This is a genomic window from Thermococcus henrietii, from assembly GCF_900198835.1.
Taxonomy (GTDB): domain Archaea; phylum Methanobacteriota_B; class Thermococci; order Thermococcales; family Thermococcaceae; genus Thermococcus; species Thermococcus henrietii.
This window is the reverse complement of the sequence record NZ_LT900021.1, coordinates 1367789-1387075: the sequence shown is the minus strand read 5'-3', so window position 1 is coordinate 1387075 and position 19287 is coordinate 1367789. Positions and strand designations below refer to the sequence as shown.

The 19287-nt window shown below is 54.2% G+C and carries 20 protein-coding genes; 10 read left to right on the top strand and 10 right to left on the bottom strand.

Translation table 11 applies throughout. The features are described from left to right. Positions 1 to 16 precede the first annotated feature (16 nt). Positions 17 to 1117 carry an integrase gene (locus CS910_RS07670; protein WP_099210862.1) on the bottom strand — a complete coding sequence of 367 codons (1101 nt, stop codon included), beginning with the start codon at positions 1115 to 1117 and terminating at the stop codon, positions 17 to 19. 455 nt (positions 1118 to 1572) lie between these two features. Here CS910_RS07670 and trm5b point away from each other — a divergent pair, with 455 nt between their 5' ends. Then, entirely contained in the window at positions 1573 to 2568 is a 996-nt protein-coding gene (gene trm5b, locus CS910_RS07665; RefSeq protein WP_099210860.1) for a tRNA (guanine(37)-N1)-methyltransferase Trm5b, read from the top strand. Positions 2569 to 2669: 101 nt separating this feature from the next. Here trm5b and CS910_RS07660 read toward each other — a convergent pair whose 3' ends face one another. Continuing rightward, positions 2670 to 3995 carry a TldD/PmbA family protein gene (locus tag CS910_RS07660; RefSeq protein ID WP_099210858.1) on the bottom strand — a complete coding sequence of 442 codons (1326 nt, stop codon included), beginning with the start codon at positions 3993 to 3995 and terminating at the stop codon, positions 2670 to 2672. 10 nt (positions 3996 to 4005) lie between these two features. Next, positions 4006 to 5373 (bottom strand): TldD/PmbA family protein, encoded by a 1368-nt coding sequence (locus CS910_RS07655; protein ID WP_099210856.1) that lies wholly within the window; start codon positions 5371 to 5373, stop codon positions 4006 to 4008. 208 nt (positions 5374 to 5581) lie between these two features. Between CS910_RS07655 and CS910_RS07650 the strand changes: the two genes are divergently transcribed. The 3 genes from CS910_RS07650 to CS910_RS07640 are packed head-to-tail and all read left to right on the top strand — an operon-like array spanning position 5582 to position 7846. Beyond that, on the top strand, positions 5582 to 6397 hold the full coding sequence (locus tag CS910_RS07650) for a hypothetical protein (RefSeq protein WP_099210854.1): 816 nt from the start codon (positions 5582 to 5584) through the stop codon (positions 6395 to 6397). A gap of 5 nt (positions 6398 to 6402) precedes the next feature. Further along, entirely contained in the window at positions 6403 to 7452 is a 1050-nt protein-coding gene (locus CS910_RS07645; protein WP_099210852.1) for a hypothetical protein, read from the top strand. A gap of 49 nt (positions 7453 to 7501) precedes the next feature. Next, the gene (locus tag CS910_RS07640; RefSeq protein ID WP_099212478.1) at positions 7502 to 7846 is read left to right on the top strand and encodes a cupin domain-containing protein; all 345 of its coding nucleotides are present in this window, start codon (positions 7502 to 7504) and stop codon (positions 7844 to 7846) included. Positions 7847 to 7857: 11 nt separating this feature from the next. Here CS910_RS07640 and CS910_RS07635 read toward each other — a convergent pair whose 3' ends face one another. Further along, positions 7858 to 9522, bottom strand: a complete 1665-nt coding sequence (locus tag CS910_RS07635; protein WP_099210850.1) for an oleate hydratase — start codon at positions 9520 to 9522, stop codon at positions 7858 to 7860. 95 nt (positions 9523 to 9617) lie between these two features. On the opposite strand from CS910_RS07635, the gene CS910_RS07630 reads away from it, so the two are divergent. Beyond that, complete coding sequence (locus CS910_RS07630; protein WP_099210848.1) at positions 9618 to 10325, top strand: cysteate racemase; 708 nt, start codon at positions 9618 to 9620, stop codon at positions 10323 to 10325. Here the strand turns inward: CS910_RS07630 and CS910_RS07625 are convergent. Next, complete coding sequence (locus tag CS910_RS07625) at positions 10312 to 11145, bottom strand: MBL fold metallo-hydrolase (RefSeq protein ID WP_099210846.1); 834 nt, start codon at positions 11143 to 11145, stop codon at positions 10312 to 10314. The genes CS910_RS07630 and CS910_RS07625 overlap by 14 nt on opposite strands. 83 nt (positions 11146 to 11228) lie before the next feature. On the opposite strand from CS910_RS07625, the gene CS910_RS07620 reads away from it, so the two are divergent. Then, entirely contained in the window at positions 11229 to 12422 is a 1194-nt protein-coding gene (locus CS910_RS07620) for a redox-regulated ATPase YchF (RefSeq protein ID WP_099210844.1), read from the top strand. A 25-nt stretch (positions 12423 to 12447) separates the two neighbouring features. Here CS910_RS07620 and cyaB read toward each other — a convergent pair whose 3' ends face one another. From cyaB to CS910_RS07605, 3 genes are read right to left on the bottom strand one after another with little or no spacing between them, the layout of a single operon-like run. After that, entirely contained in the window at positions 12448 to 12969 is a 522-nt protein-coding gene (gene cyaB, locus CS910_RS07615) for a class IV adenylate cyclase (protein WP_099210842.1), read from the bottom strand. Position 12970: 1 nt separating this feature from the next. Beyond that, positions 12971 to 13453 (bottom strand): Lrp/AsnC family transcriptional regulator, encoded by a 483-nt coding sequence (locus CS910_RS07610; protein ID WP_099210840.1) that lies wholly within the window; start codon positions 13451 to 13453, stop codon positions 12971 to 12973. Further along, entirely contained in the window at positions 13437 to 13988 is a 552-nt protein-coding gene (locus CS910_RS07605; protein ID WP_099210838.1) for a UbiX family flavin prenyltransferase, read from the bottom strand. Before CS910_RS07605 ends, CS910_RS07610 begins: the two co-directional genes overlap by 17 nt. A 66-nt stretch (positions 13989 to 14054) precedes the next feature. Between CS910_RS07605 and CS910_RS07600 the strand changes: the two genes are divergently transcribed. Further along, positions 14055 to 14852 (top strand): DNA integrity scanning protein DisA nucleotide-binding domain protein, encoded by a 798-nt coding sequence (locus CS910_RS07600; RefSeq protein ID WP_099210836.1) that lies wholly within the window; start codon positions 14055 to 14057, stop codon positions 14850 to 14852. A gap of 47 nt (positions 14853 to 14899) precedes the next feature. Further along, positions 14900 to 15136 (top strand): hypothetical protein, encoded by a 237-nt coding sequence (locus CS910_RS07595; protein ID WP_099210834.1) that lies wholly within the window; start codon positions 14900 to 14902, stop codon positions 15134 to 15136. On the opposite strand, the gene CS910_RS07590 is transcribed toward CS910_RS07595, so the two are convergent. Continuing rightward, on the bottom strand, positions 15133 to 16401 hold the full coding sequence (locus tag CS910_RS07590) for a DUF4139 domain-containing protein (RefSeq protein WP_099210832.1): 1269 nt from the start codon (positions 16399 to 16401) through the stop codon (positions 15133 to 15135). The genes CS910_RS07595 and CS910_RS07590 overlap by 4 nt on opposite strands. Positions 16402 to 16543: 142 nt before the next feature. On the opposite strand from CS910_RS07590, the gene CS910_RS07585 reads away from it, so the two are divergent. After that, positions 16544 to 17242 carry an acetate--CoA ligase family protein gene (locus CS910_RS07585; protein ID WP_099210830.1) on the top strand — a complete coding sequence of 233 codons (699 nt, stop codon included), beginning with the start codon at positions 16544 to 16546 and terminating at the stop codon, positions 17240 to 17242. A 156-nt stretch (positions 17243 to 17398) separates the two neighbouring features. Then, on the top strand, positions 17399 to 18208 hold the full coding sequence (gene cas6, locus CS910_RS07580; RefSeq protein ID WP_099210828.1) for a CRISPR-associated endoribonuclease Cas6: 810 nt from the start codon (positions 17399 to 17401) through the stop codon (positions 18206 to 18208). An 11-nt stretch (positions 18209 to 18219) separates the two neighbouring features. On the opposite strand, the gene CS910_RS07575 is transcribed toward cas6, so the two are convergent. Then, positions 18220 to 19272 carry a M20/M25/M40 family metallo-hydrolase gene (locus CS910_RS07575; protein WP_099210826.1) on the bottom strand — a complete coding sequence of 351 codons (1053 nt, stop codon included), beginning with the start codon at positions 19270 to 19272 and terminating at the stop codon, positions 18220 to 18222. Positions 19273 to 19287 lie beyond the last annotated feature (15 nt).

Sequence of the window (19287 nt, the reverse complement as noted above, 5' to 3'; positions counted from 1 at the left end):
GGGGAGATGGTGGAAGTTAGAGATTGGCGGGGATTTGGGCCAGTTTTCCGCTGATGAAGGTTTTTAGTAAGGCCGTTTCGGTTGTTGCTGTTTCTGGGTTTGTTTGGGGTTCTTTTTCTGTTAGGGCGTCCTCTATGGTTTTGAGGATTTTTGGGTAATTCCGTTTTGCTTGCCCGAGGAGGTCGAGGTAGTGAAGGCTGAGGGTGTCTTTTGATATGGAGTGACCTATGATGAAGCGGATAGTGTCGCTTAAAACTCCTGCCTCGCTGGCTTTGGACACGAACCACTTTCTCAGGTATTTGGGGTAAATTCCGTGCCTGTGGTAGTGTTTTCTTATGGTGTGCTCGCTGACCTTCTCGCCACCGTGTTTGAGGAGTTCTTCTCCTAAGAAGCGGGGCATAAAAGCGTAATAGCTCCTCTTCTGTCCTCTTCTCCAGCCGAGTTCGTAAAAACAGTAGTTTTTCTCACAGTGGAGCTTTTCAGGGTTGAATTCTGTGTAAATTTTTACGGCTTCTGTCAGCCGCAATCCCCCGTATAGTATGAGGTTGAAGGGTATTCTGTATCTTGGAGCGAAGTCACCAACTGTTTTCTTCCACGCTCTAACGCCCTCGTCATCGAGGAGTTTCCAGTCCACGCCGCCTTTCTTGAGTTTGCACACTGCCACGAGTTCATCGTGCTCAATCCTGTTCAAAACCCCTCTACTCATCAGGAAGTGGAAGTAGTTTCTCAGTCCTTTTGAGAGGTTTTGTGGGTAGTTTTCTTTCTTGAGGGCCCTTCTCAGGGTTTCCAGAGTTCTCAACCCTTTATGCTCCCAGAAGAACTTATCGAGGCGTCTAAGATATTCTCTGGCCGTTTTTCTTGAGATGCCCTTCTCCTGAGTTAAATACTGGTAGAACTCGTCCCGCCAAGCGGGGAAATCATACCATATGCCCCGACTGTAATTCCTCCGTGAATCACTTTCCCGTGAGTATCCGAGCCCGTAGGGCAGGGGTTCTACTTGCGATTTCTCCCCTGATGATACTCTTCTCTCTCTGAAACTCTCGGTAACTTCTTCAAAAAAATTATTTACCTCTTCTAAGCCGGAGGTCGCGGGTTCGAATCCCGCCGGGCCCGCCATTCAAACTTCGCGCAGGCGAAGTTTGACCAAGGTTTGTGATTCTTCTCTAAGAATGAAATTTTAAGGAGTTTGTACTCTTAAGTGGCAGTACTCTCAGAGAATTCTTTTCAAAGGAGCCATTAGGGAGGGGTTTCTCTAAGAGACGCTCCTTCGGAGCGCGAGAAAAAAAGCAAACCCAAGCGAGAAAGCTTCACAAAAGATAGGAATTCGCATTTTACACGAGTCTATTAAAAGTGCAAACATCCAAAAAGAAGCCCTTGATGAAGGAATCACAAACTTTGATGAAGCTTTGCGAAGGCAAAGTTTCCTTGGTGAAGCTTTTTCCAAAAGCTTCAGCGCTGGCGGAAGATAAGGTGCTCTTTTGAAATTCAACAGTTGTGGAGGAGTTCCTTTTTGAAAAACTTTAAACCCTCAGCGACAGGCATTTTTAAAAACCTCCCCACTAACATCCTCCGATGCTCGCCGTCAAAGTCCCCAAGCAAGAGGCCGAGAAAGTACGGAGGAAGCTCATCGAGCTTGGCGTTCTGGCGAAGGGATACGCTGTCAAGCGGGAGGGTGAGTTCGTTCTGTTTCCCATCACGAGAGAGGTTGAAGGCTTCGAGCTGGTCGAGGCCGAGTTCGAGAGGCTTGAGAGAAGACCCCACAGCTACCGCGAGGTAGTTGACGTCCCCGATGAGGTTAAATCCCTCCTCCCAAGTTCCTTCGACATAATCGGCGACATCGCGATAATCGAGCTCCCCGACGAGCTGATGCCCTACGGCAAGGCAATCGGCGAGGCAATCCTCAGGGTTCACAGGCACATCAAAGCAGTCTTCGCCAAGGGGGGTAAGGTTGAAGGCGAATACCGCGTTAGGGAGCTAATCCACCTCGCTGGAGAGAAGAGAACCGAAACCCTCCACCGCGAGAACGGGATACGGCTCAGGCTCGACGTCGCCAAGGTCTACTTCTCACCCCGCCTCGCCACGGAGAGAATGAGGATTTTCAGGAAGGCGAAGCATGGCGAGGTTGTCTTCGATATGTTCGCCGGGGTTGGGCCATATTCAATCCTCCTCGCGAGGAAGGCGAGGCTCGTCTTTGCCTGTGACCTGAACCCATGGGCGGTTCGCTACCTCGAGGAGAACATCGGGCTGAACAAAGCGTACAACGTCGTGCCAATCCTCGGGGACGTGAGAAAAGTTGCCGGAAAGCTCAGGGCCGACCGCGTGATAATGAACTTGCCCAAGTTCGCGGACCGCTTTCTGAGGGAAGCGATGCTGAGCGTTAGAGGCGGGGGCGTAATCCACTACTACGGCTTCGGTCCGGAGGAGGGCCTCTACTCGGAGCACGAAGCGAAGATTAAGGCCGTCGCGCGGGAGCTGGGCTTTTCGGTCGAGTTCCTTGAGCGGAGAAAGGTCCGCCCCTACGCGCCGAGGCAGTTCAACATCTCAATTGACTTCAGGGTTCTTAAGTAATGTTTTGCGCGGAGAACGGGACTTTAAAGTGGGTGTTTTCCCGATAAAACACCCGCAAGGAGAAAAATAGAAAGATGATGGAAGAGGATAGAATGGTCTGTTCACTTCCCCGCTATCTTCACGTTCTCGAACCTTATGAAGGGCGTCGTTAGGATGTTCATGAATGGCATCACGGTCTGCTCCCTGCTTACCTCGCTCGCCTGCCCGAGGAGCTCGTAGACGTTTCCGGCGATGAGGAAGACGCTCGAGCCGACGACTTCACCGTCCTCTATGAGGAACGCCGGGTTCGCCGTCACCGCGAAGTTTCCGTTGTCCGGGTTGCTGGAGTGCGCGCCCTGGAATCCGTCCACGAAGTAGCCGCGCTCGATTTCGGCTATCATATCCTCAAGCGAGCGCTTGCCCTTCTCTATGACGACGTTGTGGAAGCCGATGTTGATTCCGCCGCTCCTCAAGTCCCTCTTCCCGTTTCCTGTGCTCTCGGTTCCGTAAACCTTCGCCCAGTAGTTGTCCCAGACGAAGCCCCTGAAGGTTCCGTTCTCGATTAGGACGTTCTTCCTCGTCGGAACGCCCTCGCCGTCCGCTATTACCGGTTCAAGCGAGAGCTCGTGGAACGGGTCGTCGTAGAGCGTTATCACGTCGCTCGCGATCTTCTCGCCCACCTTGCCGGCCAGGGGCGTTGTTTCCTTGACGAGCCTTTCACCGCTGAAGGCCGGGAGGAGCGCGTAGCTGAAGAGGCCGGCGATTGCCCAGGGACCGAGGATTATCGGAACCTCCTCGTTCCTGCTCGGCTTGACGCTGTAGGCCCACTTGACCTTCTGGACTGCCCTCTCGACGACGCCTTCAACGTCGAGATTCAAATTCCTCTTCGCGTCGAAGTCGAAGATGCCCGGCGTTACAACGTCGCCCTTCCTGCCTACCAGCTCGACGAAGAAGAACGCCGCGCCGCCCTCCTGGAAGACGTCTATTCCGTGGGAGTTCACTATCTGCCTCTCCTCCCAGCTGACGCCTCCCTCCCCGCCGGCGACGATCACGTGCTCGTCCTTCTCGCGGGCGAGCCTTATGCCCTTGACGAGCATCTCGACGAGGACGTCGGGAGAGGCCTCCTTCAGCTCGTAGTTGGGCTTGGGCTTCTCCCTGTACTTCCCCGGCTCCGGCAGGGAGACCCACTTCTCGTCCCTGCTGTTGAGCCTCGCCATCTTCGCGGCCTGCTCTATGGCCTCCCTGACGCGCTTCTCCTCGTCGCTGTCCACTATGGCCAGACCGAGGCGCTTGTCCTTTATACCGCGGATTATCGTTACCGCACCGCTTCTCGTCGAGGCCATCGAAATCTCGTTGAGCTCGACGTTGGCGCTAACCTCCCTCGAGCGGTAAACGGCAATCTCAACCTCATCGAAGAGCTTCTCAGCGTAGCGTATGAGATTCTCCATCGTCATCACCTCACCCGATAAGAATGCCTCCGTCAAACCTCATGTGCGGCCCTCCTGAGCTCACGAAGGCGGTCTGTCCCTTTCCGCAGAAGCCGACCTCGAGGCCGAAGTCCTTGCCGACGGCGCTTATCTTCTTGAGGGCCTCTATCGCGACGCCGGTAATCGAGGTGTCCCTTATCGGTTCCGCTATCTCGCCGTTCCTGATGACGTAGCCCTCCTGCACGCCGACCTGGAAGGCGCTGTTGAGCTGGGCCTGGCCGCCGCGGAAGTCGACGACGTAGTAGCCGAACTTGATGTCCTCGATGAGCTCCTCGAAGGAGTGGTCGCCGGGCTCGAAGACCGTGTTGCGCATCCTGATTATCGGCGGGTAGCGGTAGCTCTCGGCCCTCGCGTGGCCGTTGGGTTCCATGCCCCACTTGTGGGCGTACTCGCGGTTGAGCATTATCTCCTTCAGGATCCCGTTCTCGATGATGTGAATGTCCTTAACCGGAACGCCCTCGTCGTCGTACTTGTCGTTTCCGAAGCCACCTTCGACGTAGCGCTCGCTCATCGTGACGTACTCCGGTGCAATCTGCTTGCCGATTAGGTCCTTGAAGGGCGAGTTTATCGTGAGGTCTGCCTCGGCGAGGTGGCCAAGGGCCTCGTGGGCGATGATTCCGACGACTATCGGACCTGCAACTATCGGGAACTCACCGCGCTTCGGGGCAACGCCCTTAAGCTGGCTGTGCATTTTTCTCAGAACCCTCTCGGTGACCTTCTCGTTCGGCTCTATCTCAGTCATGAGCTCCCAGCCGTAATCCACCGCGCCAATGCTGTCCCTCGCCATCGCGAGCTTTCCATCGGCCTTTCCGGTAACGTATGCTCCCTGGTAGAGGTAGTTGTAGTCCCATTCTATCCTCGTTCCCTCGTTGGTGAGGAGGATTTTCCTTCCACCGCCGTCCTCGTAGCGAATCTGAACGCTCTTAACTGCCCTGTCCTCCTTGAGGAGCCTCTCAAGCTCCCTGAGATGGGAAACCTTCTCCTCGATGTCCACTTCCCTCGGCTTGAGCTTCATCTTGCTCTTCACGAAGTCCTCGACCGGCTTTATCTCGGCCAGCTGGATTTTCTCCTTCTTCGTCTGCGCGGCCGCTCTGGCGAGCTTGTAGGCCTCTTCAATCTTCTTCTCGAGGTTCTCAAGCTCACTGGTCGAGGCGAAGCCCCAGGCACCGTCCGCCAGAACCCTTATGGCAACGCCCCTGTGGAGTTTCCCTGTAAAGCTCGTGAAGACTCCATCCTTGAGGCCGAGCGTGGTCTTCCTGAGGTCCTCGTAGCGCAGCTCGATGTACTCAGCCTTCAGGTTTTCCTCAGCCCACTTAAGGGCCCTTTCAAGTGCCTCCATGGTCATCACCGTTGACGTTTGTCCAAATACCTGTGGGATGAACAACTATAAAAGTCTTTTGAGCCTTTCGATGGGAATCGAAAGGTAAGTATTACTCAATTATAAGACAGATGTATAACAACGTTCATTACTAATTCTTTCCGAGCGAAAATGTTATATGCAATAAATTGCAAAGAAGTTAACGAAAGAACCCGTTGGAGGGGAATCGATGCGGAGGCGTGCACTGCTGGCCGTGTTTGTGGTTTTGGTGTTGGTTGGAGCGTACAGTCTGGCAAGTGCTACCAAAGTTGCCATGGAGAACGCAACCCAAGTTGATTCGGGGAGCATCCTTCATTGGTTAGGCGTCTTCGCCCCTGGAAAAGGCATTGATGGCACCTCAATCAAGGCGGTGACACCCGGTGGCGGTGGAAGCAGTGGTGTACTTGCCGTGATAACATTCATCCCGGACCCGTCTGTCGATTATGACCACACATCCTACGTTACACAGATACTTTCTCGGCATGGATACCCAGTTTTTGTCTGGAATGCGTGGTCAAGAGGACACGACCAGAGTTGTATCTCACACAGGGATAGATGCATGGCAGAGTATTATAACGCTGCTCGTAACGCTAAGATTAAGGTGTGGTATTACTACGGGCACACTGCCGAATTAAATCAGGATAACGAGGTTTCTGGCTTCATACTCCTAGAAACTCCCTCGGGCAACTATGGGGTATCGTCAAGGGGGATGTGGGATTTATATTCCTATGTCCATGCAGACTTCAGTAGTGCATTAATCTTTGTCTTGGGCTGTGACTCATTTAAGCTCAGGCGCGGAGCACAGTATCAAGTCTACATTGGAACTGACAAGCCAATCTCTCTCAGTGTAATAAAACAGAAAGGTAAGAGGTTCTGGGAAATGCTCGACCGCGGGAAAACAGCCTATGAAGCTATGGAATCTATCCAACCCAGCTGGTGGGAGCGGTACATTGAGGGAAAAGCGGCGTTCGAGCTGGATGGGGATAAGAACTGGAGGCTTGGGTGAGCGGCATGAAAAAATACTCCGTGGTGATTTTATTCTTTCTCATCCTCTTGGTCGCGATTTTTAGCGAGAGTTCTCATAACACTCCGGGGCCAAACACTAAAACTGAGGACGTGAAGTTCGCGGGTGGGGTGTATTCAAAATCCCTTGAAGTGCTCGACAGCACGGGGTACACCATCCACATTCTCCTGTGCTCACTGGCCGGCGGAAGGGTGTCCGTCAACATAACACCCCGGGGATGGATAGATGATAGAGCCGCTGCCTATGTCCTTCTTCCATCCGGCGCGTATCCGCCGGGATTTCTCGAAAATATCCCCAAGGAAGTGGGGAAGTTTCGTATGGTCAACACCACAATCTCAAACTTCAGCTATGAAAACGGGATGATAAAGTACAGGGGTTATCTAAAGAAAGGCGAATGCACAGTTTTATCCATAAGGGCCGTGTTTAGAGAACCGGGCCTTCCCAAGAGGATTAAAGTCAGTGAACTGGGAGTTAGTGAGTTTGCCCTGCCGGATGTTACCCTTAAAGGGGAAAACAGAAGTTACGGGCTTGAAGTTTGGGTTCCCTGGGACTATGGCAACTGGTCGCTGTCCGTGCTGGTCCCCAGGAGGCTCGGGAGAAACGAGACCTACAGGCTGGAGCTTGAGAATTACCTGTCTTCGATGCTTGACGGGCTCAAAAAGGGCATCCAACCGCTGGGTGCACTGAAAAAACCGGACTCAAAAGGCCCCGAGCCACCCGATAGCTACTGCGCCGAGCTCTCAGCTCCCGGGGATTTGGTGTACACACAGCGCCCGCTCGACTTATCGGGCCTCTACAGCGACGGGGCATACTACGAGAGTGACTTCTCGGGGAATTCGAGCAGAGAGGTGACCATGAGTCTGTCGGCAAAAGGTTGCAGTCCTGCAGTGTGGGTTATATTCCGTGGAAAGGCCGAAAACCGGTTAACCGGGCCATTTCTGTCCTCGGTTCACATCGAGGCCAGAGGGCAGGGAAGTGTTTGGAGTTCAAAGATTGAAGTCGTTGATGAGGTTGTTGTAGAGCCCATCCTTCATTGAACCGTCTCTTATGGAAAAGCTTTATTTTTTATTCCCCCCATCTCACTACATGAAGGCCGAAATCAAAAACCTCATAGACAGGGGCACCTACAGAAAGCTCCCACTCTTTGAAGGAGAGCTCCCCGAAGGCTCGTACGCCCAGATAGTCGAGGTTAAGCCGGGGCAGACTGTTAAGAAGCACTACCACCTCCACCAGTACGAGCTGTTCTACATAATGAGCGGTGAAGCTAAGCTCGGCATCGGTGAGACCGAGTACCTCGCGAAGCCGGACGACATCTTCCTCGTCAAGCCGAAAACCGTTCACTGGGTCGTCAACGAGAAGGACGAACCGTTCAGGCTCTTCGTCGTGAAGCTTAACTACCAGGGCGACGATTCGGTGTGGCTGGAAGAGTAAAAAAAGAGGGGTCAGCCGAAGAGGAAGAGGTTCAGGCTCCTCTTCAGCATCTCCTTTTTGTCGTCGTCAACGAGGGTTTCCGCCGCCTTGAGGAGGTAGTCTATCCTCCTGTAGGGCTTGTAGGCTTCCGGCGCCTCCCTGCCGAGGTCGAGGAGACTGTAAACGCCAATCATCGCCGACTTGACGGAGTACTCGACGGTGAAGACGCACTCGCCAGGAACCTCAACGTACTGGCCCATGAGGGCGAGGTTTCCGTAGTTCTCGGGCACCACCGGAGGCCTGTCGCCGGGCTTCCTCGGCATGAAATGGGCGGTTATGTATGGCATCATCGCGGTTCTGACGTTTATGACGGTCTCAAGGAGTTCGTCCTTCTTATCAAGCCAGCCGAGGTGGTAGAGGAGCTCAAGGAATATCTCCTTCCCCGTGCACTGGCTCATCGGCTTCTTAATGTAGTCGCCCTCCCTGTCCACGAAGAGGCCGTAGCCCCAGATTACTGTTACATCCTTCGGCTGGTTCCTGAAGTGGGGTTGCCTGAAGGCCACTATCGACATGAGCCAGGAGGAGTCCTTGAAGGTCACCAGTCCGCCGGTTCCGGTCCTGTTGCCGGTGAACTCTTCGAGCATCTTGATGAACTCCTCACCCTTGAAAGTTATCGTGAAGGACTCCCACTTGGTCCTGTCGATATTCGAGGCGAACGCATCTGGGTTTCCGAGGGACGGGTCCTTCTTGACGAGGTTCCGCCAGAGCCTCCAGCTGTCGCCTTCGCCCCTGTTGAGAACGGGCGGGTGCTCGAAGTCGCCGTAGGTGGAGTTGTCAACCATCGAGCCGAGGGTTATGAAAACGAGGTCCTTTGGGTTGACCTCTATAACCCCTTCATGCTGGCCCTTCGTGTAGAGCTTGGTGACGTATTTCCTGCCGTCGATTTCTTCGATTTCAACGTCAACTACCTTGGTGCCCATGATGAAGTTGACTCCCCTCTCCTGGAGCCACTTCTGGATTGGAAGGATTATTGAATCGTACTGGTTATAGGGGGTTCTGAGGACGCCCTCGATTCTGTTCATTCCCGGAACGAGGTGCATGAAGCGGAGCATGTAGCGCCTCATCTCGGCAACGCTGTGCCAGGGCTGGAAGGCGAACATCGTTGCCCAGAAATACCAGAAGTTCGTCTCGAAGAAGTCCTTGGAGAACCACTGTTCGATTGTTACCCCACCGAGCCCCTCCTCCGGCGTTATGAGGAGCTCGTTCATCTCGTTAAGGTGTCTGAGGGTTAACCCGTACTTGGAGAAGTCAACCTTTTTGCCTGGAGTTCCGACGAGCCTGCACTTGGAGGAGCCAACGTACTCCCTGTTGAACTCGACCACTTCGTCGAGGATTGTCTTTTCAGGGTCGTCAAGGGAGGGGATGCTTCCAAGCAAATCCCAGGTCGCTTCGTAGTGCTCCTCGAACATCCTGCCACCGCGGAGGAGGTAGCCGTTCTCAGGGTCCCCGGAGCCGTCCAGACAGCCTCCGTTTACGGGGGTCTTCTCGATGATGTATATGTTCTCTCCAGGCATTCTGGCGTCCCTTATGAGGAAAACCGCCGCCGCGAGGGAGGCTATGCCCCCACCGACCATGTAGGCCTTCCTCTCCTCGATGTCCGGAACCTTCTTCGGGGTCGTCCTCTTGTAGTTCAGCATATTCCTCACCCAGACATGTCTTGTAGAGACATGTTTGATTTGGACATAGTAGCCAAGTTTAAAAATGTTTCCCAAAAACGTGTAACGGTGGTTTGATGACCGAAAGAATCATCGGAATTCTCGGCGGGATGGGCCCGCTCGCGACGGCCGAGCTCTTCCGGAGGATAGTTGAGAAAACCCCTGCAAAGAGGGACCAGGAGCACCCGCGTATCATCATCTACAACAACCCGAAAATCCCCGACAGAACGGCATATATCCTCGGCAGAGGCGAGGACCCGAGGCCCGAGCTGATAGAGGGCGCGAAGAAGCTTGAGAGCTGGGGGGCAGACTTCATAATAATGCCCTGCAACACGGCTCACTTTTTCGCAGAGGACATTCAGAAGGCCATACGGATTCCACTCGTCAACATGGTCGAAGAAACTGCAGAACGCGTGAGGGAGATGGGCCTCAGGAAGGTGGGCCTTCTCGCAACTGACGGAACGATAAAGGGCCTCGTCTACCACCGCGCACTCCTGAAGAGAGGAATAGCCATTGCGACGCCGGACAGGACCGGGCAGGAGCTTGTAATGGAGGGGATATACAGGGGAGTCAAGGCCGGAAACGTTGCCTACGGGCGGGAACTCCTCCTGCGGGTCGCGAAGAAGCTCGAAAAGAGGGTTGACGGAATAATAGCCGGCTGTACTGAGGTCAGCGTCGCGCTCAAGCCGGACGACCTGAGCGTCCCCCTGATTGACCCGATGGACGTCATAGCCGAGAAGTCCGTAAGGCTTGCCCTCGGACTTGAGGAGCTCAGAGCTCGATGACCATTCCGGCGTGGAGCTTGTGGAAGCGCTCGCCGTAGGCCTTCAGGAACTCTGCCTCTGCCCTCAGGCCGGTGCAGTGCCCGGTGTAGACCTCCTCAACGCCGAGCCTCTGAAACTCTTCGGCAGTCTTCCTTATCCTCTCATCGCCCGCTTCAATCAGGTGAAAGCCCCCGATGACCGCCTTAACGCGCTCCTCCCCCGTCAGCCGTACCGCGTGCTTCACTATGCTCACTATCCCCGCGTGACTGCAACCGCTTATAACAACGAGTCCTTCTGGAGTCTTAGCGATGAGGCTCATGTCATCCCTCAGTTCGTTCCTCACGACCTTTCCGTTCTCGATGGTGTAAACCTCAAGCTCGGCCCTTTCAAAGTCCTCCCTCGCGGTTATTTCGCCGGTTGAGAGGACGTTCTCCGTTATTGGAAGCGGGTCGGCGGTGAGGTAGAGGTCTGCCAGCTCTTCAACTTCCTTCCGCCCAAAGGGAAGGCCGACCTCGCGGAGGTATGGCTTCGTGATGAAGTGCCTTCTGAAAATCGAGGGGTGCGCTACAACCGGAACGCGCCTCCCAATGGCCCTTAAAATTCCCAAGAGCCCGCCGGTGTGGTCGTAGTGGCAGTGGCTCAGAAAGACGTAGTCTATTGAGGCCGGTTCTATCCCAAGGAGCCTCATGTTGTGGAGTATTGGCTCTGCGCTCTGGCCGGCATCGAAGAGGATTCTCTTCCCATCGGCCTCGATTAGGAAGCTGACACCGTGCTGGGCAAGGAACGGGCTCTCATAACCCGAGTAATCCTCGACCAGGACGTAAACCCTCAAGGGAACCACCGGGTATAATGGGCACGGGAGCGTTTATGCCTTTCGGCCGAAACCCCTTAAAACCCTCTCCCCAATTTAGGCCGGTGGGAGGAATGGAGATAGGCGTTGTGGGAAAGCCAAACGTCGGAAAGTCAACTTTCTTCTCAGCGGCGACGCTCGTTGACGTTGATATAGCGAACTATCCGTTCACCACCATCGACGCCAACGTCGGCGTGAGCTATGCCATAGCGGAGCACCCCTGCAAGGAGCTCGGCTGTGAGCCGAACCCTCAGAACTACGAGTACCGCGATGGGAAGGCCCTGATTCCGATAAAGATGATTGACGTTGCCGGTCTCGTTCCTGGAGCTCACGAAGGGCGCGGTCTGGGCAACAAGTTCCTCGACGATCTGAGGATGGCCTCCGCCTTAATCCACGTGGTAGACGCCACCGGAAAGACCGATGCGGAAGGCCAGCCGACGGATTACCACGACCCCGTTGAGGACATCGAGTTCCTTGAGAGGGAGATAGACTACTGGATTTACGGAATCCTCAAGAAGGGCTGGGAGAAGTTTGCGAAGAGGATTAAACTCCAGCACATGAAATTAGAGCAGGCCATAGCCGACCACCTCTCCGGAATTGGGGTGACTGAGGAGGATGTGTGGGAAGCGATTCACAAGGTGGGCCTTCCGGGCGACCCCACCAAGTGGAGCGATGAGGATTTGCTCTCCTTCGTCCGCGAGCTGAGAAAAATCAACAAGCCGATAATAATAGCCGCGAACAAGGCAGATGCCGCCACAGACGAGCAAATCAAGAGGCTCATCGAGGAGGGAAGGAAAAGGGGCTACATCGTCGTTCCCACTTCAGCGGCAGCGGAGCTGACCCTCAGGAAGGCGGCAAAGGCAGGCTTCATCGAATACATTCCGGGCTCGAGCGACTTCAAAATTGTCAAGAAGATGAACCCCAAGCAGGAAAAGGCTCTGGAGCTCATCAGGGAGAAGGTCCTCAAGAGGTTCGGCTCGACCGGCGTTCAGGAGGTCATAAACCGGGCCGTCTTCGAGTTGCTCAACCTCATTCCGGTTTACCCGGTTCAGGACGAGAACAAGCTCACCGACCAGTTCGGCAACGTCTTGCCCCACGTCTACCTGCTCCCGAAGGGCTCGACGCCAAGGGATTTAGCGTATAAGGTCCACACCGACCTCGGGAAGACGTTCCTCTACGCGGTAAACGCCAGAACGAAGAGGCGCGTCGGAGAGGACTACGAGCTGGAGTTCAACGACATAATCAAGATAGTCGCGACGGCCAAGTGAGAAACGGGTCCTAGGTCAGCTTTTTTCATCCTTCTTGTTTTCTCATAGCTTCCCTTATGAGCTCCTGGTAGAGTCTGGGCTCAACGTCTTCCTCGCTCAGGCCGAGGAGCTTGGCAACTTCCCAGATTTTCTTCTTCGCTTCCCCAACGTCATCAGAGATGACCTCTATGTCGAGGAAACCGCCGAGGCCTTCAACGTCGTTGAGCTCGAAGGTAACATCGCCCAGGAGGTAGACGAGTCTCCTCTTCCTCACGACTATGTCTTCCTCGAAGCCGAGGCGCTTGAGAATCTCGACGGTTGTGTCGAAGTCCGAGACCTCGACCTCAAGTTCGTCGAACTCCTCGTTCCTGCCCGGATCCTTGATTTCCTTGTAGGTCAGAAAAGCCTTCCCGAGGTTTTCGAGCTTCCTCACGCGGAGGAGCTTTGGGAGGGGTAGGGAGAAATAAACGTCCTCCTGGAGCTCCTCCCTGACGAAGAGGGCCCCAAGGGACTCGATTTTTTGCTTTGCTTCCTCAAAATCAACCTTGAACTTCACTTCAACCTCCATCTCAGACCCTCACGAGGAAACCTATCAAATCCTCGCCTTTGACGAAGTCCTGTAGTGGAATCACTTCCACGCGCTTCAGCGTTGGTAGAACCTTTATCGTCTCGTCTATGAACTTGTTGAGTTTATCCTCGCTCTCCTCACCAACCAGCGCGATAACGCTGTCCTTGCCGCTCCTCGCGACTGCAAGAACGTTGGGGAGAATCGAGAGCGTCTTCATGATGTAGCTGATGTACTTTTCAAGGAAGTCTTCGATGATTGGGGTTTCAGCTTGAATATAAATCAGCGCCACTGCCTTTGGACGAAGTGAATCACCTAGGATAATCGTGTACCGCTCGATTACACCTCGTTCCAGGAGCTTTTTGATTCTAAAGTGTATGGTTGATTCTGGTCTATTTAACCTCTCCGCTATCTCGGATATCGTCAGGCGAGCGTCCTCCTTGAGGAGTCTGAGTATTGCCCTATCAAGGTCATCCAACTGTACCATGGGGAATCCCCCAGCGCTGGTAAATATCATGTTTGATTTCCAGAATATCTAAGATTTTGCCGATTATAAAGTTTATTATATCATCCACAGTTTTGGGCTTTGTGTAAAATCCAGGGGATGCTGGCATAACAATTGCACCCGCCCTGCTTGCCTTAAGCATATTCTCAATGTGAATGGAGTTAAGTGGTGTCTCCCTAATGAGGAGCACGAGCTTTCGTCTTTCCTTCAACGCAACGTCCGCGGTTCTGGTTATCAGGTTGTCGGCGTAGCCGTTCGCTATCGCTGAGAGGGTCTTCATCGAGCAGGGGGCGACTACCATCGCGTCAAAGGGATACGAACCCGATGCCGTGGGAGCGAAGAGGTTGTCCTCTGGGTAATCTGGCATGAGTTCAACGCCGAGCTCGTGGCGGGCAACCTTTATCCCTGTTTCCGTTGCGAGAAGAATCACCTCGTGGCCAAGTTTCCGAAGAACTTCGGAGAGCCGGATTCCATAAACTGTTCCACTCGCGCCGGTTATTGCAACCACTACTCTCATGCCACCACCGTTCTGGTTTCCCCGCTACCTTTTTATACCTTTTTGGCCGAAAAACGTTGAGGTACCATGAAGATACCCCCAGTTCTCATTGAGAGCGCCTTTGAGATAGCGAAGAAACTCGGAGCCAAGGCAATTGTAATAATGGAAGAGATTGAGGACGAGAATATGCCTACAACTGACCTGCCCGTCGTTCTCGTCGGGTCCTCCTTCGACGTTGAGGACGAGAAAGTGAAGAGGGTGTCCATTCCCCAGAACCTCGACCTCAACAACGTCCTCAACCTCCTCTCCGCGTTTCTCCTGGAGCATAACATCGTAAGTGAGGGCGATTCCTTCGTTTACGTTACCGAGAACTCAATCGGAGTCAAGACCGTCAAGAAAGGAATCTCGGCCATGAAGAGCTTCTTTGCCCAGAACCAAAGCGTCCTTCAGAGGATGCTGGAGATTGCAATCGAGCTCAGCATAGAAGGCAGAGAGGGGACGCCTGTCGGGACGATATTCGTTATCGGCGACACGAGGAGGGTTCTAAAGCACTCACACCAGCTCATTCCAAACCCGTTCAAGGGTCACAAGATAAACGTCCTCGACAGGAACAGTAAAGAGATAATAAAGGAGTTCGCCCAGCTCGACGGTGCGTTCGTCATAAGGGAGGATGGACGGATAGTCTCGGCCGGGAGGTATCTCGAGGTTGAACCTAAGGTAATAGATTTGATGCTCCCGCCTGGCCTGGGAAGCAGGCACATCGCGGCCGCCGGAATAACCAAGCTGACGAAGGCAATGGCCATAAGCCTCTCGGAGAGCGGGACGATAAGGATTTTCAAGAACGGCCTCATGCTCCTCGAGTACAACCCAAGGCTCAGCTATTGAGGGTAAGGATTTTATGTGTTAACGAGTTATTCATGTCGGTGGTCATCATGAGCGACGTTTTTGAGCTGGCGAGGAGGTATCACGACGAGCTTGGGATAAAGGAGCCGAGCCTGGCCACGATGGCGGCCGAGTTCTTCGACGACCTCGGGCTCAAGATGGCCGACTTCCTCAGGAAGGAGGGCTACAACATCGTGGGCACGAAGTTCATAGACTACGACAAGAGCCTCGTCATGGACGTGACAAAAGGGGATAAGAGCTTCGAGATAACCCTGCGAAAGAGCTAGCTCCCGTACTCAAAGGTTATCTCCCTCTTTTCCCCAGGCTTCAGGGTCACCGAGAACTCGACGTAGTCGGCCGTCTCGTCGAGGGGCTGAAGGCTGGCGTAGGTCATCTTACCCCACTTGTGGTGCCTGACGATGACGGTTTTCGTCTCGTTCCCGAAGTTCTGGAGGGTTATCCTGATTTTGTAGTGCCTGCCGTCGTCGCTCCGCTCGAGGACGGTCGTAGTGCCTTTGAGCTCGTAGTCCCTGCCGATGCCTATCCTGACGGTATCGCCCTCGGGTGTGTGCTCGATTCTCGACTCGCCTATGAAGAGCTCCCCGTCCCGAGTTTCCCTGAAAATCTCCACGATTCCAGCTGGAAGAACTTTGTCCGTCTTGAAGGAAATCGACTCGTAGACGGGTCTCTCACCGCTGTAGGCCCAGCTCTCGTAGAGGTACTCCCTCGTGAAAGGAGCCCTCAGCTCGATGTAGGGGTAGACCATCGTGCTCCCCGCTTTGATGTCCGCAACGCCGAGGCGGTAGAGGTAGAAGGCCTCGACCTTCTCAGGGGAGCCAACCGTTACCTCGCTCGTTTCCCCGGCCTTAGCGTAGAGAACCACCGGCTGTGAGTATGTGGAGTAAAAGTTGACGTCTCCAGCGACGAGGAGAACTTTGGCATCGCTGAACTCCCTGGCTGTGGGGTTCTTTATGACAACGTAACCCCTGAGCTCGGCCTGGTCGCCGATGTACAGCCTGTACCTGCTCTCCCAGCTTATTCCCGAGACGCGGTAGGTGACGCTCACCCTGAACTTTCCGGTCTTCTCCGACCTGAGGACGGCGTAAACGCTCGACCCTTCGAGGTCTTTCGTTTTGAAGTAGGCGACCTCGTTCGGGTTTATCAGGTAGTAGCCGTCCCCCTCGACCGCTATTTTCCCGTCCCTGGTTCCGAGATATTTCCCTGTTATAACCTTCCCGTTCTTCAGGCCGACCTCAACATCGCCCCCAACTTTGCTCTCACCGCTACCGAAGAGCCCCATGACCGAGACGCCGTCGTCGAGGGGTCTGACGCTGACCTCCGCCAGGTTCAGGCCGGAAAGCTCCTTCAGCGGAACCTCGTTTATCCCGGCCTTCAGCTCCACTTCAAGGGTTCGCTCGACGACCCCAACGCTCGCCGAGCTGTAGAGTGCAACCGTAACGTCGCTCGTCGAGGCCTTCTCACCCTGGAAGGAGAGGGCAACGAGAACAATGACAACGAGCGAAACGACCAAGGGAAAGAACCTTTTCCTCATACTGTTCACCAATTAACTTTGGCCATTGTCCTATTTATAGTCACCCATGGCTTCAACTGGGCTTGAACCAAAACTTTGCAAATGGAAACCCTTTTAACCTTCCCCTCTGAGTGATAAACGTCAAGCTTACGAGGTGATTGAGATGAGCCGTGTCGAAGAGGCAAGGAAGATAATCGAGAAGGCCAAGGCCGAGAACAGGCCCCTCGTTGAGCCCGAGGCGAAGGAGATACTCCGCCTTTACGGCGTCCCGGTTCCGGACTTCAAGGTCGCGACCAACGAGGAGGAGGCTGTTAAGTTCGCCCGTGAAATCGGCTACCCCGTCGTCATGAAAATCGTTTCTCCGCAGATTATCCACAAGAGCGACGCCGGTGGTGTTAAGGTCAACATCAAGAACGATGAGGAAGCCAGGGAGGCCTTCAGAACCATCATGGAGAACGCCAGGAAGTACAAGCCCGACGCCGACCTCTGGGGCGTCATAATCTACAAGATGCTCCCGCTCGGCAAGGAAGTCATCGTCGGTATGATACGCGACCCGCAGTTCGGTCCGGCCATCATGTTCGGTCTCGGTGGAATCTTCGTCGAGATTCTCAAGGACGTTTCCTTCCGCGTCGCCCCGATTACCAAGGAGGAAGCCCTTGAGATGATTAAGGAAATCAAGGCCTACCCGATTCTCGCCGGAGCGCGCGGTGAGAAGCCGGTGGACATCGAGGCCCTGGCCGACATCATCGTCAAGGTCGGCGAGCTCGCCCTCGAGCTCCCCGAGATTAGGGAGCTCGACATCAACCCGATTTTCGCCTACGAGGACTCTGCTGTGGCCGTCGACGCGAGGATGCTTCTTTGAAGTTCCCTCCCTTTTTAACTTCTACTTCTACCTAACTCTTTGGATAACCTCCTTGCAGCTTCGTTGTAGATTCTACAATTTCTGGAAAACTTTATAAATTCTAAAATTCATCCTACAATGATAATTCCTTAACCAAATAGTACGTGAGGTGATACTTTGAGATTTGCAATACGGCTAACACCTGAGAGTGAACCTTTCAAGGTACCGTTTAATCATCTGCACTACCTTCAGGGATTGATATACCGGAGGGTCCAGCGTACCAATCCGGAGCTCAGCTTAAGGCTACACAACCCAAAAGTCCCCAAGTTCTTCACGTTCTCCCTCTTCATGGCCGAGAGGCGTGAGTTTGAATACGGCAAGCTCTACTTCTATGGCTACGGTAGGGGCTACTTCTACTTCTCCACTGCCGTCCCAGAGATAGCGGAGGCGTTTCTCGGAGGACTCCTCCAGGAGCCAGAGGTTGTCCTTTGGGGGGAGCGCTTCACGGTCGAGAGCGTTAAATCAATAGCTGAACCAAAGAGGTTCAGCGGAAAAAAGATGATAACCCTTTCTCCCATAGCGGTGACGACACTGAGACAGGAGATTGGGAGAGTAAAACGCTACGACCTCAACCCAACGGAGCCGGAGTTCTACGAAAATATAGTCGAGAACCTGATGGAGAAGTACACGGCCCTCTACGGGATACTCCCAGATGAGAGGGACATCGAGTTCAAAGTTCTCCTTGCAAAGCCAAAACGCATCCAAGTCAAACCCGGAATCTTCCAGCGCGCCTGGCACTTGATATTCAGGGCAAGGGGGAGCGAGGAGCTCCTCCGGGTCGGTTACCTCGTTGGTTTCGGTGAGAAGAATTCGGTGGGCTTTGGAATGGTAAAGGTTGGGGGCGGTAAAGGAAAGGCAGGGCGAGGAAAAGCGTCTCAGAGTAACGTTTCAACGGTCCGCAAAGGCGAGAGCTCCATGGCAGGATAGTGCAGGATATTCTAACTTCCACCGTAAATCTCGTTGAGGGCCTTGAGGAACTCGCTGGCGGTAACGACGTCCCTGACGTCTATGCGCTCGAACTTGGTGTGCGAGATGTCGAGGTTGCCGGGGCCGAAGACTATCGTCCTCGTTCCGTTGTACATGAAATTTATCGCGTCCGTCCAGCTCCTCATTCCGCCGAACTCGTCGAGGCCCGTCTTGTCCATCGCCTTCTTGGCCAGCTGGACTATCTCCTCGTCCGGCTCGAGCCTGTAGCCGTCCCATATCTCGGTGTACTCATAGCTCTTGGTGTACTCATCGAGTATCGGGTCCATTAAATCTAGAACGTCCTCGACCTCCTGCTCGGGCAGAAGCCTCGCCTCGAGCCTTCCCTTGCACAGGGCGGGGATTAAGTAGACGGGGTTCTCGCAGACGAGCTCCTGAACCCCTATGTGCGGGTCGAAGAACTCGCCCCTGGCCTTGAAGGGTTCGAGCTTCTTGAGCTCCTCTAGCATCTTATATGTCTCTTCAATCGCGTTCACACCGCTCTCCGGGCAGGCGCCGTGGGCTTCTTTGCCGTCCACCTCGAAGTAGGCCTCGATGTTGCCTGCGTGGGCTATGTGGACCTCAAGGTCGGTCGGCTCCAGAACGACGGCCATCTTGGGCCTGTAGCGCTCCATGAAGAGCGCGCTCCCGCGACCGCCGAGTTCCTCGTCGCTGACGAAGACGATGCCGACGTTGAGGTCTTTGTTTTCCTTCCTCAGCTCCTCGAGCATGAGCAGAATCGCGGCCGCTCCGCCCTTGATGTCGCTCGCGCCGGTGCCGTAAATTATGTTGCCCCTGACGAAGGGCTCTGCGCGAATCGGTATGGTGTCAACGTGGACCTCGTAAAACAGCTCGGCTTCCGGGTTCACGACGAGGTCTATTATCTCGCCATCGCTCTCTATCTTGACGTCGTAGTCGAGCCTGTGCAGGAACTCCATGATGTGGAGCATGAGCCTGTCCTCCCTGCCCGAAGGCGAGGGTATCTTCAAAAGCTGAAGGAGTATCTCCTTTGCTCTCTCGGTCTTCATTTGGTTCACCTAATG